This window comes from Photobacterium marinum (assembly GCF_000331515.1).
Classification (GTDB): domain Bacteria; phylum Pseudomonadota; class Gammaproteobacteria; order Enterobacterales; family Vibrionaceae; genus Photobacterium; species Photobacterium marinum.
The window spans coordinates 120,013-137,233 of sequence record NZ_AMZO01000036.1; the positions used below are offsets into that span (position 1 = coordinate 120,013).

The following is a 17,221-nucleotide window of genomic DNA, read 5'->3' on the forward strand; positions in this document are numbered from 1 at the left end:
TCTGAATTCATGTAATCACAACAATAAATTCAATCAACAGATTGTTCTATAGCTGAGATAGCCACTCAAACCCGCTTCAGTTTCATCAGTAGCGATTATTCCTGTTCGCTATCTATTTTAGGCTCATCAGCAGGCTTTTGCACTGGCACGACCATTGGTGATGTCGCATGCGTCATCTTAGCCACCAGACCACCAATACGCTGACGCATTTCACGGCGATCTACGATCATATCAATCGCACCGTGCTCAAGCAGAAACTCACTGCGCTGGAAGCCTTCCGGTAGCTTCTCACGTACAGTCTGCTCAATTACACGCTGACCGGCAAAACCAATCAGGGCCTTCGGCTCACCAATATTGATATCACCCAGCATTGCCAAACTTGCAGATACACCACCCATCGTCGGATCTGTCAGAACCGAGATAAATGGCAGGCCTTTGGCAGACAGACGCTCAAGAGCAGCACTGGTTTTTGCCATCTGCATCAAAGACATCAGAGCTTCCTGCATGCGGGCACCACCACTGGCAGAGAAACATACCAAAGCACAGTTGTTAGCAATCGCTTCGTCAACAGCGCGAACAAATTTAGCACCGACAACAGAACCCATTGAACCGCCCATGAAAGAAAACTCAAAGGCGCAGGCAACCAAAGGCTGCTCCAACAGGGTACCTTTCATTACTACCAGAGCATCTTTCTCGCCGCTCGCTTTTTGCGCCGACGACAGACGATCTTTATATTTTTTCGAATCGCGGAACTTCAGTTTATCCTGTGGCTCCATCTCACCTGCGATCTCTACCTGGCCTTCTGCATCCAGGAAAGTTTCCAGGCGACGACGCGCCTTCATGCGCATGTGATGATCACACTTAGGGCAGACTTCCAGATTACGTTCTAGCTCTGCATGATAAAGCACTTGTTCACATGACGTACATTTGGTCCATACCCCCTCAGGGATAGACGCTTTTCGAGAAGAAACAATGTTGCTTTTCGTAAGGATCTTTTCAAGCCAGCTCATGAATGACCTTTAATCTTCTTATTTCCCTGCTACATAGCAGAGAATTACAAATTCGTTAAATTACCGACGTGGAATTAAAGCACAAAGTTGTCGATCTGTAGATAAAAAACTGGTTGTACTAGTTAGTTAACAAGGCCCGAATTCGGGATCTTAGTTCAAATAATTCCGATTATGCGTGATGTGGAACCGATAAGTAGTCCCAACATCACCTATTAATCCGGCAGAAACAGCGGGCCAATAGATGCCTTTGGCAATTCAAACTCTTCCGGATAATCCACGTCAACCAGATACAGACCTTCAGCTTTCGCCGTTGCCCCTGCAAGGGTTCTGTCTTTTTGCTCCAACAACCATTGAATCCATTCTGGTTTTTCTTCACCGCGACCAACCTTAATCAGGCTACCAGTGATATTCCTAACCATATGGTGAACGAAAGCGTTCGCCTTAATATCAATAATGACGAAGTTACCCTGGCGAGACACATTCAAGTGCATTAGGTTACGCCAAGGGCTAAGTGATTGACAATGCACAGCACGGAATGATGTGAAGTCATTCTCACCCAACAGGTACTGACCGGCCTCATGCATCTTTTCGGTATCAAGTTCACCATGGTAATGGCTTACACCTGTACTCAGAATTGCAGGTCTTAGTGCATGATTATAGATGATATAGCGATAGCGGCGAGCAGTTGCTGAAAAGCGGGCATGGAAATCCTCACTGACTTCTTTCGCCCAGCGAACAGCAATGTCTTTTGGCAGTTGAGCATTCACGCCCATTGTCCAGGCCGCCATTTTACGATTTACATCAACGTCAAAATGAACAACCTGGCCGGTACCGTGAACACCGGAATCAGTTCGGCCTGCACATTGCACTTCTACAGGCTTGTTCGCAATCTTAGTTAATGCTTTTTCAAGTCGCTCCTGCACACTGTCAACTTCACGCTGACGCTGCCAGCCATAATACTTGGCACCGTCGTACTCGACACCTAAAGCTATTCGCATAATTTACTTCGTTCTTACTGTCGGCGCAGATGGCCTGTTTTCTCTAAGGGATGGGGGATTATAGGGAAAAAAGGAATGAGTTGCGAGGACGTAAAAAACGACCCTCGAACTTATAACGTTTCGAGGGTCGTGTTGATTGTGACAGCGATATTTTTCTTAACGCCTAATCTTCTGCAGCAGATCCTGTGCCTGTCGCTGGCTCTGTGCATCGCCGTTCTTAGCAATGTCTTCCAGCAAATCCTGTGCACCTTCTCTGTCATTCATCTCAAGGTAAGCTTTAGCCAGATCTAACTTGCTGGCATATTCCCCCTGACTGTCAACATCAAAGGCAGATACATCAGATAACACATCTGGGAACTCATCCAAGCCAACTTCCAGATTCAGCGGTTTATCTTCCTCTTCTGCCAGCTCATCTGCATCCATTTCCTTTAACAGCTCATCTATGCTGATGTAGTCCGTCGGTGATATTTGCTTATCAACCAACTCACTGTCAGGCTGCGCCGAGAAATTACCCTGCTCATCCAGTTCAGCCAACAACGATTCCGTATCAAAAGCATCAACATCTTCAAGCTGCATCTGAGGCTGTTCAGCCCAGTCTTCTGTAGCAATTTCAGGCTCCGGACTCGATGCAGCCCATATTTCGGAATCTTCTTCCGACATTTCTAACTCAGCCGTAGCAAGACTGTCCTCAGCAAATGAGCTGGAAAGCAACTGCTCACGCTCTGCATCCAGTTCATCATGCAACGCCCAGTCAGCCGGTTCAAAATTAAAGCTTGAATGTCCAGTATATGTATTATCGGCAACCTGTTCTTCATCAAGCACTTCAGGCTCGACAATAACCTCTCCGGCCTCCTCAAGTCCGGTACCCGAAACAACAGCGTTATCATCAACCATTGTCTCCGGAGACTCGACAACATCGCTTTCAGAATCCTGAGCGAATGGCTGGGTCGGCTCTGATCGCTCATCTTCACTGACCAAGTTTGATTCAGTGAAATCCGGTACAGTTTCAACATTATCAAATACAGCTTCGGAACTGTCAGTCGGCAAATTTTCTTCTGCCGGAGCAGAGACTACTTCCGGTTCTGTCGATACCGGATTCTGAACATCAAAAGCAGACGGCTTTTCATCAGCAATAGCATCACCCAGCACCGACTCTGGCTCTGCATCCGGCTCACTTAGCAGTGCTGCCATATCCAAGCCAGCAGTGTCCACCAGCTCATCATCAAAGATGTTTTCCGGCTCTTCAACGTGTACCTGAGATTGTGCCGGAGCAGGAGCAGACTGACGGTTATCCTTCAGCCCGTGTTCCAGCTCATATTGCTCAAGCTCATGCTGCTCATCAAACGATGCCTGCAACGCTTCGTCTTCACTGAATTCTGGCAGTGAATTGGGATCCAATGTCTCAAATTCAATGTGCTGTTCGCCATGAATCGAAACAGGCTTGTCCTCTGCAGATTCCGCCGCAACAGCCTCTTGCGAAGCAACATTTTCAAGCGGTGTAACTTCATCTGTCTGACGTGCTAGCTCTTCCTGCTGCGGCTCAGCAACTGAATGAACATCCGCCGGAGCAGCTTCTGCCGCTTGCTGCAGCTGTTTAACGATCTGGTCAAGTGCAGCCTGCTCATCATCGTCAGAAATGGCTGTAAACTCATTCTCAAGCTCTTCTGCTTCAGGATCATTGAAGGCCGCTTCTTCATCAAACTCAGGCAAATCATCAAGATTCAGCGGATCAATTTCACTTGCATCTAATGATGCCTGCTCAAATACTGCCGAAGGCTCATCTGGCTCAGACTCGGCCAGCGCCACCTCTTCATCAAATGTCGGGAACTCATCATCAGCAATAGCTGACAACAGCCCCTCCTCCAGGTCGCCTTCAAAAGGCTCGGGTAGTTCTGAAGTAATTTCGGCTTCGGCTTCGGCTTCGGCTTCGGCTTCGGCTTCGGCTTCGGCTTCGGCTTCGGCAGGTCCAGTATTCCCTAGAAGCTCATTTAAATCTTCTGATGCCGCTTCATCCTGTACGGGTTCTTCTGCTAAAAGCTCTTCCTGCTTTTCCTGAATATCCAGGCTTTCAAGCAACTCATCGACACTTTGTTCAATATTTTGAACGTCATCAACCTGCTGCTGTTCTGCAACTGAATCAACTGCCGGTATCTCATCAATACCATCAAGCAGAGCATTAATCTCATCGACACTGTCACGAGCTTCATCTATCGCATCTACACTGTCATCACCAACATCAGGCTCTTCAACAGTTTCAACAGTTTCAGCAGTGAAAGCTGACAGCTCTTCAGCAAAATCGGTTCTCTCAGCTTCTGGCTCTGGCTCTGGCTCTGGCTCTGGCTCTGGCTCTGGCTCTGGCTCTGGCTCTGGCTCTGGCTCTGGCTCTGGCTCTGCAACATCCTGAGCTACTTGCTCATTCAACGCATCATTTAAAATTGCATCAAATGCACTGCTTCCCGCTTCCGGAAAATCAGCATCTTCAGGTTCTTCATCAGCTAAATCCGATGAAGAGTCTTCCGATTGTCGCGACACAGGTTCAGCAACAGCAGGCTCAGATTCAAATTCAGGATCAGAGAACAGATCATTATGTTCATCCAGCTCACTTGTTTCCAACTGAGCTGACACGTCATTCAGTTCCGGCTCTTCAGACGGAATATCAAATTCCGCATCAGCCAACAGCTCTGCGTCACCTTCGCTGTCAGCTGCCGCCACATCTGGCTGAACACTGTGATGTTCAAGAATGTCATCCAGTAAATCTGTGCTGGTTTCATCAATAACGACATCAGTAGCATCAGTAGCATCAGTAGCATCAGTAGCAGGCTCTTTGATGTTCAGCTCATCAAACGCCTCAGCGATATCCTGAGCATCACCAGTGTCACTATCAAGCCCATCTACAAGCTCATCAAGTAACGCAGTGCTGTTTTCGTCAATTGATATATCATTATCAAATAAAGACTTATCTGAGTCATCGCTATCCAGAAGTTCATCCAGCAGTTCTGTGCTGGTTTCATCAATTACGATTTCATCATCAACAGGCTGGTTTTCTTCAAGCAACTCATCCAACAGCTCTGTGCTGGTTTCATCAATTACAATGTCGTCATCAGCAGGCTGATTTTCTTCAAGCAGCTCATCCAGCAGCTCTGTACTGGTTTCATCAATTACGATGTCATCATCAGCAGGCTGATTTTCTTCAAGCAGCTCATCCAACAGCTCTGTGCTGGTTTCATCAATTACTATGTCATCAGTAGCAGGCTGATTTTCTTCCAGTAGCTCATCCAGCAGTTCTGTACTGGTTTCATCAAACACGCTTTCATCATCAGCGGGCTGATTTTCTTCCAGTAGCTCATCTAGCAGTTCTGCATTAGATTCATCGAAAACGCTTTCATCACCAGCGAGCTGTGTTTCGTCAATCAGCTCATTCTGTAGTTGAGCATTGTTTTCAGCAAAAAGAGAATCCAGTTCTTCTTCCGGAAGCGCATTTTCTTCAGCTGCGAAGATAGCATCAGCATCCGCAAGAGCCTGATCAACAGCAGCCTGCTGAGCAACCTCTTCAGCCTTATCTACAACGGGTTCGTCAACATCTGTGACCTGAGTCGCACTGATGTCCTCAGGTTCACTCTCACCAATGGTTGCAAATAATGAATCCAAATCATCTTGGTTAATAATCTGCTCTGATGGTTCTTCCTCTTTTTCCGGCGCCTTACTAACGTCCACTTCAGACAGCAAGTCATCAAGAATCGACTGATCCAACAACCCCTCTTCAATGCCCTGATCCGAAACCAGGTCATCATCAAGCTTGTCCATTGAGCCGTTATCAGCAAGATCGAAGTTATCGTCTTCATCAGAGTCATTCTGCAACGACTGTTCCCACATAGAAGCCAGCGCTTCATCTGAGCTCTGTTCTGAAGACTGCTCCATTTCGTCAAGTGCGCGTTCCATGTCTTCAAGGCCGATCGCCTCTTCGTCACTCTTGACGGAAATACTGCTTGGAGTCAGGCCGCTATCAATTTCGAACTCATCATTACTGTTCGCTGAAAGGTCCAACATATCCAATGAATCCGACGCCTTCGCAGCAGATGCATCCCCTTCGGCAGAGAACAGACTGGTTTCAGGATCATTAAACAGAACATCTTCATCAGCACCGAAAAGGTCATCCAAATCATCGTTACTGTCAGGACCTTTATCATCACCCGGAGGCGGAACCATCGCAGGCTCTTGTGCTTCCGGCGCATCAAGAGATTTAACCTCATCGTCTTCGTTCTTACGTCTCATCATGAAGAACGCCAGCACACCTGCAATCAGTGCGCCTGGGATAAATGCTACGGCAGCAAGAGCCAACGGGCTGGCAATCAGGTTATCAACCCATGATGATTCAGGCTCAACAGCTTCAGGTATCTGAGCCTTTTGCTGGTCAATAAAATCTTTGATCTGCTCTCGCAGAATATCATCACTACTAACCTGCTCTCTCAGAGCTGCCACTTCATGTTGCATTTCAGAAAGACGAACGCGCAACAGGTGGTTACTTTCCAGCAGTTTGGTCATTTCAACATCTGATGTATCCAGCTGTTGCTGAAGTGCAGATGGTTTTGGAGGAATCGCACCTCTGTCTGTTGCTCCAGCCTTAGCCGGGGTCGATGTCACCCTTGGTGAGTTTTTAACAACAGTTTCTTGAACCGACTCAGGTTCAGGCTGAGGTGACGAAACAACAACAGGTTCCGGCGCTACCGTAGCAGGTGTTGGCTTTGGTTTCGGAACCGGTGCTGAGCTCCGATTTGTACGCTGGCGAGGCTGCTGCTTGTCGGTCTCCAGACGACGTTTAACGCTATCAACATCTTCCTGAAGTGCTTGCCCCAGGGTAGGCATGACAAGAGTACTCCCTGGGATCAAACCGTGGATATTGTTATTCTCAAACGCATCCGGGTTAGCGCGGTGAATAGCACCGATGATCTGGTATACAGAAATACCACCACCGTCTGGCATGCTACGCGATGCAATCGACCACAAGGTTTCACTCGGCTTAGTCGGACCATAAAGAAATGAGGGGTCGACAGCTGAACTGCTTGTTGCAGGTACGGTATTCTGAGGAACGCTCTGGGTATTTGCCCTCGCCGGAGTACGCTCCACAACAGTAGTCGGCGCTTCAACCGCTGAAGGGCCAATAATGCGAACTGCATTCGCCTGAGCCGGCATATGGAAGGCTGCACTTGCGATAATTGCCGGCAATAAAATTCGTTTGATCATATTCGATAGGTCAGGCACTGCCTGTTATCCTCTCTGACAGAGATAAGTAATTCGTTTCGGGCACCGAACTGTTGGAACGAGATCGATTAATGGTGCTTAGCATAAAGAATCTATCGACCTCTCATCAAGACTCTTGAGCAGTAAAAGAGGATTGTTGCTAACCTGACGGGTATGTCAAGGTTGTCAATAGGGTTTTACAATGGAGATCATATCCAGAAATCAAGTCGTTCAGATATGAATATCAAAAAACTGGTTTTAAGTAACGAGAGACGAGGTTCTCGTGATGAGTGAACATTAGAGCTAAATGCGCTCGCCTCTCCGTTTCTCACCTCTCGCTACTTATTACCACTTACAGATACTCTTCAATCAGTTTCTCTGCAATCTGAACACTGTTAGTTGCCGCGCCCTTACGAACGTTGTCAGCCACTACCCACATATTCAGGCCACAAGGATGGCTGATATCTTCACGGATACGGGCAACCATTACGTGGTCTTTACCGGTGGCATCACCAACCTGGGTCGGATAGTCGTTGCCGTGGAAGACTTCAATACCCTCTGCGTTTTCAAGCAGGTTAATCGCTTCTTCAACATGAACTGGCTGGCAAGTTTCAACATGAACCGCTTCAGCATGACCGTAAAACACAGGTACACGCACACAGGTCGGGTTCACTCGGATATTGCCGTCACCCAGGATCTTCTGTGTTTCCCACACCATTTTCATTTCTTCTTTGGTGTAGCCGTTATCCATGAACTCGTCGATATGCGGCAGGCAGTTGAAGGCAATTTGCTTGTCGTAAACATTGTGCTCTGCAGGCAAACCGTTCAGCAGCTTCGCAGTCTGTCCTGCCAGCTCATCAATGCCCTTCTTACCTGAGCCAGATACTGACTGGTAAGTGGCAACATTAATTCGCTCAATACCGTAAGCATCCTGGATTGGCTTTAGCGCCACCAGCATCTGAATAGTTGAGCAGTTCGGGTTAGCAATAATATTGCGGTTGCGGTAATCCGCCAGTGCGTGCGGGTTAACTTCCGGCACAACCAGTGGTACATCATACTCATAGCGGAAACGAGAGGTGTTATCGATAACAACCACACCGTAATCGGCAGCAATCGGTGCCCAACGGTCAGACGCTTCTGCACCGGCAGAGAAAATAGCAATCTGTACCTGACCCCAGTCAAATTCTTCTACATCAGTTACGCGTACGCTTTTGCCTTTAAAGCGCAAGGTCTTTCCTGCACTGCGGTCAGATGCAAGCAAATGAAGATTGCGAACAGGAAAATTGCGTTCCTCCAGGACCTCTACAATAGTCTCGCCAACAGCGCCTGTTGCGCCGAGTACTGCAATGTCATATTCCTGGCTCATTGAGTTTCCTCTACTGTAAAACCTAATTTAGCCAGCGACTCTACCCCAAAACCGCCCTTCCCGGCTACTGTAATCGCACTATATTCTCGTCGATCCCAGTAATTTTTTCTCATCCCATCAAAAGCAGTTGCCATTTGGGCTTTATCACCAACGGTACGTCCCATTTCACGACGGAACAGTGCATCATCTTTACGCACATCATAAATAAGTTGAATAAGCGAAAACAGATCCGGCTCCTGCCACTGTTGACTCAACCTTACATAAGGCACAGGAGCAATCGGAAGCAGGCTTGAAGCTTCTATATGTTTATCAAGGCCAAGGAACTGACAGTAACTATTGAAAACCATCGTCGTTCCACGCGCCTTTCCTTCAAGTCCATAACCGGCAACGTGCGGAGTTGCAAATGCCAGCAGGGGCATCAACTTAGGATCGACCAGCGGCTCATGCTCAAACACGTCCAGGACGGCGGTCAATGCTTTTCCTTCACCGGATTCACTTCGTTGCAGTGCTTCTTTCAATGCCAGATTGTCCACGACTGGGCCACGAGCTGCGTTAATTAAAATCGCTCCCGGCGCTAATTTTTGAATAAACGCCTCATCGGCAAGATAATAAGTCGGATAATCACCGTCACGGGTGATTGGCGTGTGCAAGGTGATCACATCACATTGTTCCAGCAGTGTATCCAGATTGTGAAACTGACGCGCATCACCTTCTGCCTCTTTCAGAGGATCATTTAGCAAATAACGGATACCCAATGCATCCAGACACTGCGCCAAATAACTGCCGACATTACCGGCCCCAACAATACCAATGGTTTTATCAAAGATTGAAAAGCCCTGTTGCTGCCCTAGTACCATCAGGCTACTGAGTACATATTCCGCTACACCGACTTTGTTACAGCCCGGTGCCGCCGTAAAGGTGATCCCTCGCTCCGCCAGCAATGCCTGATCCACATGATCCTGACCCGCAGTTGCGGTGCCAACAAAACGTAACTTGTTTGCCTTCTCCAGTAATACCGCATTTACCTTAGTGACCGATCGGATCATAAGAGCGTCAATATCAACTAAATCATCAGCTGTCAGTGTACGTCCGGGTTTGGAGATAACGTCGCCGAGTTGGCTGAATAGTTCAGCGGCGTAAGGCATGTTTTCGTCTATGAGGATTTTCATGAAGGGATTCCTTTAGAGGCCGGGTTCTGTGAGCAGAGCCTAGCTGAGTGAACTGACAAAATAGTATTGGGGAATGTGAGGGGATTCAAGTTAAATCAAGGGAGTAGAGGAAAGAGAATAGCTTAGAGTGACGACTAAAAAGGCAACAAAAAAACCCGGCTGAGCGCCGGGTAAAAAAATCCAGGATATAAAAAAACACTAACTTCCGTGATAGACAGCTCCCGCAAAAGAAAATACTATTCAACAAAAAGTTAATGCCGCGTCTGTTTTAAACGGCACTGGCCGCAATAACCAATCTTTCGGTACCTCGCAAAAAGCCGGACAAGATTGGTTCTTTGGCCAGTGCCACCCCGGAAAATACTGAGAGAGGCGAGGTTTAAGTGTCGAGTGCCGAGAAATTCCTTCTCATGTCCCAAACCCCGCCTTTTATTACTCGGGTATTAACTAACCTTCGTACTTCTTGATAACCAGTGTGGCGTTTGTACCACCGAAGCCAAAGCTGTTTGACATAACAGTCTTCAGTTCCTTCTCACGGGTTTCAGTAACGATATCCAGACCTTCAGCAGCCGGATCCAGGTTTTCAATGTTAATGCTTGGCGCAATAAAGTCGTTGTCCAGCATCAGCGTGGAATAAATCGCCTCGTGAACACCTGCAGCACCCAGTGCGTGACCAGTCATCGCCTTGGTTGCAGAGATTGCCGGGCTGTTACCGTCAAAAATTTCTTTAATCGCCTGAAGCTCTTTCGCATCACCGACCGGAGTAGATGTACCGTGGGTGTTGATGTAGTCAACCGGCTCATCCAGATCCTGCATCGCCATCTTCATACAGCGAACCGCACCTTCACCAGACGGCGCTACCATATCGTAACCATCCGACGTTGCACCATAACCTACAATCTCACCGTAGATCTTAGCGCCACGAGCAAGAGCGTGTTCCAGCTCTTCGACAACAAGCATACCGCCACCACCGGAGATCACGAAACCGTCACGGTCTGCGTCATAAGTACGTGAAGCCTTGCTTGGATCGTCGTTGTACTTAGTCGATAGCGCGCCCATAGCGTCGAACATCATAGTCAGCGTCCAGTCCAGTTCTTCACCGCCACCGGCAAAAACAACGTCCTGCTTGCCCAACTGAATAAGTTCAAGCGCATGACCGATACAGTGTGCTGATGTTGCACACGCAGAGCTCATGGTGTAGTTCACACCACGAATTTTAAATGGTGTTGCCAGACATGCTGACACAGTTGATGACATAGTACGAGGTACCATGTAAGGACCAACTCGCTTCACGCCTTTCTCACGCAGTGTATCTACTGCTGTGCACTGATTCTGAGAAGATGCACCACCGGAACCCGCCACCAGGCCAGTTCGGTCATTAGAAACCTGATCTTCAGTCAGACCTGCGTCTTCAATTGCCTGTTCCATAGACAAATACGCAAATGCTGCCGCATCGCCCATGAAACGCATTTTCTTACGATCGATATGTTCGGACGGGACCATCTTCAAATCGCCCCAAACATTGCTTCGCAGCTTCATTTCTGCGAACTGTTCAGAGAAGTTAATACCGGATTTACCCGCTTTCAAAGATTCCAGCACTTCCTTAACGTTGTTACCGATGCTGGATACGATACCCATGCCTGTAATTACGGCTCGTTTCATGATGAATTCCTACTGTCATTTAACGCCCAAGATAATAACGGGTTTATTTACAGAAAGTGGTCAGCTTTCCCTTCAATCAGGTACAATCCCTGTCAATTTCACTTTTTCAGTTCGTTATTGCTGCTGGTTCTGTATCTTTACTGAACAGATTCAGGCACTAACGACACCCAGTTACACCGTATAATGAGGTTTCCCCTTGTCTGAGCTGTCCAACAAGCGCATTGAAAATGCCATTCTTGACTGGAATGAGTCCGGAACACCTGTTTCCAATGACTTTGACGATGTTTATTTCTCCAATGCCAACGGCCTGGAAGAAACACGTTATGTTTTTCTCAAACAAAACGGCCTTCCCGAGCGCTGGGAAACCTTTAACCGCCGCCGCTTTGTCGTCGCTGAAACCGGATTCGGCACCGGACTGAACTTCCTTGCCGTCTGGCAATGGTTCAAGGCGTTCCGCGCAGCTAATCCTGAAGCGAAAACCAAAGAGCTGCACTTCATCAGCTTCGAAAAATTCCCGGTCACCAAAGCCGATCTAGTCAAGGCCCACCAGTCATGGCCTGAGTTGGCAGAACTGGCAGAGCAACTGCACGTTCACTACCCGCCTGCCGTTGCCGACTGTCACCGCATCGTACTGGAAGACGGCATGATCACCCTCGATTTATGGTTCGGCGATATTAAAGAATGTATGCCTCAAGTATGGACCAATGATGAAGGTATCGTGGATGCCTGGTTCTTAGACGGCTTCGCCCCAAGTAAAAACCCGGAGATGTGGAACCAGGATTTGTTCAATGGCATGGCCAAGCTTGCCCGTGAAGGTTGTTCCACCGCCACCTTTACCGCCGCCGGTTTTGTCCGCCGCGGCCTGATTGAAGCCGGTTTTGAGATGAGCAAAGTCAAAGGCTTTGGCACTAAGCGTGAAATGCTGGCTGGTAAAGTTACCGAGCGCCGTTACAAAGCTAACTTCAAACCCTGGTATGCTCGAACTGCAGCTGACAGTTCACAGGATGTCGCTATCATTGGCGGCGGTGTCGGCTCGGCGACCACTGCGTTATCACTGGCACGTCGCGGTGTAAATGTCACCCTTTACTGTGCAGACCACCAGCTGGCAGAAGGTGCATCTGGCAACCGCCAGGGCGCAGTTTATCCGCTGCTGAACGGCTCCAACGATTCCCTGTCGCGCTTTTTTGCCCCAGCATTCCTTTATGCCCGCCAGTTTGTTGAGCAAGCGGCAACGAAAAAGACGTTTGCCCATGACTGGTGCGGTGTCACTCAGTTAGCCTGGGATGACAATGCAGAAAAGAAACTGGGCAAAATGCTGACCGGAGGCTTCCCAAAAGAGCTTATCCGCGCATTAAACATTGAAGAAACAGAGCAAACCATCGGCCTGCCTTCTGGTCACAGCAGTGTTAATTATCCGCAAGGAGGCTGGCTCTGTCCTCAGGAACTCACCCGAGTCCTGCTCCAGCTTGCTGAAGAAAGCGGTCTGCTGACAATCAAAACAGATACTGATATTTGCCAACTGGAACAATTGGCAGACAAAACAAGTTGGTTACTAACTGACAGCCAGAACAATCAGTATCAGCACAACAGTGTCATTGTGGCTAATGGTCACCGTTTTGCAGAGTTTGCCCAAACCAAAGAAATTCCGGCCTACTCTGTTCGCGGCCAAGTGAGCCATATTCCAACCAATACCGAACTGACAAAGCTGAAAACCGTACTTTGCTACGACGGTTATCTAACCCCGGTTAACCAGGAGACGCAAAACCACTGCATCGGTGCCAGCTATAACCGTGGCCAAACCGAACTGACGTTAAGTGAAGCTGAACAGCTTGATAATAAACAGCGCTTGGTTAACTGCCTGCCGGGTATCGACTGGCCTACGGATGTTGATGTATCTGCAAATCAGGCTCGCGTCGGTGTACGCTGTGCCAGCCGTGATCACCTGCCATTTGTCGGCAATGTCTGTGATTATACGTCGCTGCTTGAGCAATACGATGACCTGAAAGACAAACAAGATCAGGCGGAACAAGTACCAACCTACCAGAATCTTTATTCAATGATTGGCCTGGGTTCTCGCGGCCTGAGCTCCGCACCGCTACTGGGTGAGCTGCTGGCATCTGAAATTTGCGGTGATCCGCTGCCGTTACCTTTAGATGTCCTGGATGCCCTTCACCCGGGACGAATGTGGGTAAGAAAGCTGCTGAAAGGGAAGAAGCTTTAACAAATCGAGCTATCAGTCACGAGAAATTGGTAGCGAGAAACGAGGTATAAAGAGAGACAAATTTGTCTTCTCGAAACTCTGTTCTCGCTACTTTAAACTCTGACACCTATTCCACCTGCGCTGTCACCGGGGGAGCCGGATCATCACCGCCTCCTGTATCTGATACTGCGACACCGATTACGACAGCTGCTACACCAACAGCAAGCACTGTTGCCGTTAATCCTCCGGCTGATGCAGCCAATGCGGTATTTACACCGGCTGCAGTCCCGGTTGCCGAAGCTTCGGCTGCCGTTGACACTGAAGTAACAGGTGATGTTGAAGGTGTTGAACTCGCCCCTGACTGGGCAGCCGTTCCGTCGGCAGCGCATACCGACGTGCTCATCATTCCGGCACAAATGAGTGCAACTATAGACTTATCCATATCATTCCCCGAAAACACACAGCGAGCTTATTGATATGGAAGTAAGTATAGGAGAGATCCGGCGATTTTGAGGTAAGTATCCAAAAGGGATAGAAGACTCTTAGAATTGAGAATATTGCTCTGGGTAGACTAATAATAAAGAGGCGAGAGCTAGGTTGGTATAACAATTCTTATATCTCAACTCTTGCATCTAAGAATTTGTTAGCTTTTAGTCTGAACCAAACAGATCACGGGTATAAACCTTATCTGCAACATCTTCTAAATCTGGCGACATACGGTTTGATACAATCACATCCGACATCTGCTTAAATAGGCCCAGATCTCTGATAACTTTAGAGTTTAAAAAGTCATCTTCTTTAAGTATCGGCTCATAAACTACCACCTCAACACCCTTGGCTTTTATCCTTTTCATGATCCCCTGAATACTTGATGCTCGGAAATTATCGGAACCAGCTTTCATAACCAAACGATACACACCGACTACTTTCGGTTGCTTATGCAAAATGGAATCTGCAATAAAATCTTTACGAGTACAATTGGCCTCAACAATTGCGCCAATAATATTGTTTGGCACTTCCTGGTAATTCGCTAGCAGTTGTTTAGTATCTTTCGGTAAGCAGTAACCACCATAGCCAAAAGACGGATTGTTATAGTGGGAACCAATTCGAGGATCCAGGCCAACACCCTCAATAATTTGACGAGAATCCAATCCCTGAACTTCAGCATAAGAGTCCAGCTCATTAAAGTAGGCAACACGCATCGCTAGGTATGTATTTGAAAACAGCTTAACCGCTTCAGCTTCTGTTGAATCAGTATAAAGAACTGAAATATCCTCTTTACAAGCACCTTGTACTAATAGCTCTGCGAACTCTTCAGCTCGATGAGAACGTTCACCGACAATAATTCGCGACGGATAAAGATTATCGTACAGAGCTCGACCTTCCCGAAGAAACTCAGGAGAAAAGATAAGGTTTTCACAACCTAATTCTTCTTTGATACGACGTGTATAACCAACAGGCACTGTTGATTTTATCACCATAACGGCATCAGGATTAATAGACATTACATCCTTTATCACAGCTTCAACAGTTGAAGTATTGAAGTAATTAGTAATCGAATCATAGTCTGTTGGCGTAGCGATAATAACAAACTCTGCCCCCTGATAAGCTTTTTGCTTCTCTATTGTTGCAGTCAGGTTTAATGAGTGATCCTTTAAATACTCACTGATATCTTTATCTTCAATAGGTGAAACTCGTTGATTAATCAAAGTGACTTTTTCTTCAACGATATCAAGAGCAACGACCTCGTTATTTTGTGCTAACAGCACAGCATTGGACAAGCCAACATAACCTGTTCCCGCAACAGTGATTTTCATGACTCCACCTCAATAATAAGCTATCCGTAACTGATTACATTGTTACGATTGACCGGAATAATATCCCTATTAATCAGTAGCAAAACCTGTACCTTATACAAAAGATTATTAGCGAAATGCCCCCAAAATTGTATGTTTAGAGTTGCGCACCTTCAAACCAGAGTTACTTCATCTTGATAATCTATAAATAAGTTACAGTCAAAATTGTTCATTCATTTCGTCTGCAGCAACAATAACTTCACAGCTTGGTTTTACCCTAAACAATTCCCTTGCTAAAGATCTCTGAGCCTTTACATCGCCATGAACAATTCGAATAAGCTCCGGTCCCTGCTTAATACCAGCCACAAACTTCAACAAATCCGCCTGATCAGCATGAGCAGAATAACCAGACATAGCATGCACTTTAGCGGCAACCTTTACCGGCTTACTGTTAATTTCTAAGCACTCAGGCTGAGACAGCAAACGACGTCCAGGTGTTCCTTTCGACTGATACCCAGCAAAAATAACATCTGTCCGGGCATCCGGTAGCAAGGCCTCCAAATAATTCATAATTCGTCCTCCCGTGCACATGCCACTTGCAGCCACAACAATGGCAGGTTCCCCTGTCGCCTTAAGGCGATTGACCAAAGCCATATGATCAGAGTGCTGATTAATCGTAATGCACTGCTGAAATGAAAGCGGGTGACGCCCTAAATTCAAACGTAATTTGGCTTCCCGGGCCCATAACCACTGTAATGTCTGGTATTGCTGTGTTATTTCAATAGCAAGAGGTGAATCTAAAATTACCGGCAGCTGCTGCCAGTTAAAGCAAGGGTCAGCACTATTCAAACCCGAGGCTAGAGCCCGGGTGATGATATTTTCGAGATCAAACAGCAATTCTTGGGTGCGTCCGACACTAAATGCCGGGATCAAAATCGCCCCACCGTCAGTAAGTGACCGCTTTATAATCTCAGCTAACTGGTCTTCACGTTGAGAAATAGCACTATGACACCTGTCGCCATAAGTACTTTCCAGAACTAAAATATCAGCAGATTCAGGCGAAATGGGGTCAACAAGTAACGGCGTCCCTGAAGGACCGAGATCTCCAGAGAATACGACTGATTTACCATCGGGCAGTTGGAGTTCGATATAAGCTGAGCCAAGAATATGCCCGGCAGGACGAAAGATGAGACTCATCCGATCACCTTCCGGTAACACAAGCTGAACCCGGCAGTCGTAAGGTATCGGTTTGACAAGACTTTTGACAATCCCTGTGAAACGCTCACATTGGGATCTATTCAATCCGAGAAGGATTTTCAGCCCGTCTTCGAGCATCATCGGCAACAAGGCCGCCGTTGCTTCCGTGGCATAAATCGGCCCACGAAACCCAGCGGCCAACAACCATGGCAATCGTCCGACATGATCAATATGGCAGTGAGTCAGCAACAGCGCTTGGATATGGTTAATTGGAAACTCGATATCAAGAGGACCACCCGACTCTTCGCCCTGAAACAGGCCACAATCGACCAAAATTCCGTAATTTCCAATCTTTATTTCATGGCACGATCCTGTCACTCCGACACAAGCACCATGATGAATAATTTTCACGCCTTCCACTGGCACCCTCAACATCCATTGCACCCTACAACAGTGAAATAATGATGACAGAGCCAAACCAGCAGATAAGTAAAACCGATTAATAACTAGAGCAAAATCACGATAAATTCTGCAGTGTCACATCGTTATCAAGCAATAAAGCAAGGCCCATCGTATCCATTGCTCGGA

10 protein-coding genes are annotated in these 17,221 nt (G+C 47.3%); 1 reads left to right on the forward strand and 9 read right to left on the reverse strand.

Translation table 11 applies throughout. The features are described from left to right. Positions 1-95: 95 nt before the first annotated feature. From accD to fabB, 6 genes are all read right to left on the reverse strand, one after another. Complete coding sequence (accD, locus tag C942_RS21195; protein WP_007470133.1) at positions 96-1,010, reverse strand: acetyl-CoA carboxylase, carboxyltransferase subunit beta; 915 nt, start codon at positions 1,008-1,010, stop codon at positions 96-98. Between the two features lie 212 nt (positions 1,011-1,222). Beyond that, positions 1,223-2,008 carry a tRNA pseudouridine(38-40) synthase TruA gene (gene truA, locus C942_RS21200; RefSeq protein ID WP_007470135.1) on the reverse strand — a complete coding sequence of 262 codons (786 nt, stop codon included), beginning with the start codon at positions 2,006-2,008 and terminating at the stop codon, positions 1,223-1,225. Between the two features lie 156 nt (positions 2,009-2,164). Beyond that, positions 2,165-7,249, reverse strand: coding sequence for a FimV/HubP family polar landmark protein (locus C942_RS24470; RefSeq protein ID WP_051035885.1), 5,085 nt, complete (start codon positions 7,247-7,249; stop codon positions 2,165-2,167). A 349-nt stretch (positions 7,250-7,598) separates the two neighbouring features. Continuing rightward, a complete protein-coding gene (locus C942_RS21210) occupies positions 7,599-8,612 on the reverse strand; it encodes an aspartate-semialdehyde dehydrogenase (protein ID WP_007470139.1) in 1,014 nt (337 codons plus the stop codon). Beyond that, positions 8,609-9,781 (reverse strand): 4-phosphoerythronate dehydrogenase, encoded by a 1,173-nt coding sequence (locus tag C942_RS21215; protein ID WP_007470141.1) that lies wholly within the window; start codon positions 9,779-9,781, stop codon positions 8,609-8,611. Before C942_RS21215 ends, C942_RS21210 begins: the two co-directional genes overlap by 4 nt. Positions 9,782-10,225: 444 nt before the next feature. Continuing rightward, positions 10,226-11,440, reverse strand: coding sequence for a beta-ketoacyl-ACP synthase I (gene fabB, locus C942_RS21220; RefSeq protein WP_007470143.1), 1,215 nt, complete (start codon positions 11,438-11,440; stop codon positions 10,226-10,228). 205 nt (positions 11,441-11,645) lie between these two features. Here fabB and mnmC point away from each other — a divergent pair, with 205 nt between their 5' ends. Then, complete coding sequence (gene mnmC / locus C942_RS21225) at positions 11,646-13,661, forward strand: bifunctional tRNA (5-methylaminomethyl-2-thiouridine)(34)-methyltransferase MnmD/FAD-dependent 5-carboxymethylaminomethyl-2-thiouridine(34) oxidoreductase MnmC (protein ID WP_036801407.1); 2,016 nt, start codon at positions 11,646-11,648, stop codon at positions 13,659-13,661. 106 nt (positions 13,662-13,767) lie between these two features. Here mnmC and C942_RS24820 read toward each other — a convergent pair whose 3' ends face one another. The 3 genes from C942_RS24820 to C942_RS21240 form a co-directional block, all read right to left on the reverse strand. Next, the gene (locus tag C942_RS24820; protein ID WP_007470147.1) at positions 13,768-14,082 is read right to left on the reverse strand and encodes a hypothetical protein; all 315 of its coding nucleotides are present in this window, start codon (positions 14,080-14,082) and stop codon (positions 13,768-13,770) included. A 208-nt stretch (positions 14,083-14,290) separates the two neighbouring features. Beyond that, positions 14,291-15,457 carry a nucleotide sugar dehydrogenase gene (locus C942_RS21235; RefSeq protein ID WP_007470149.1) on the reverse strand — a complete coding sequence of 389 codons (1,167 nt, stop codon included), beginning with the start codon at positions 15,455-15,457 and terminating at the stop codon, positions 14,291-14,293. Positions 15,458-15,655: 198 nt separating this feature from the next. After that, complete coding sequence (locus C942_RS21240) at positions 15,656-17,068, reverse strand: MBL fold metallo-hydrolase RNA specificity domain-containing protein (protein ID WP_007470150.1); 1,413 nt, start codon at positions 17,066-17,068, stop codon at positions 15,656-15,658. Positions 17,069-17,221 lie beyond the last annotated feature (153 nt).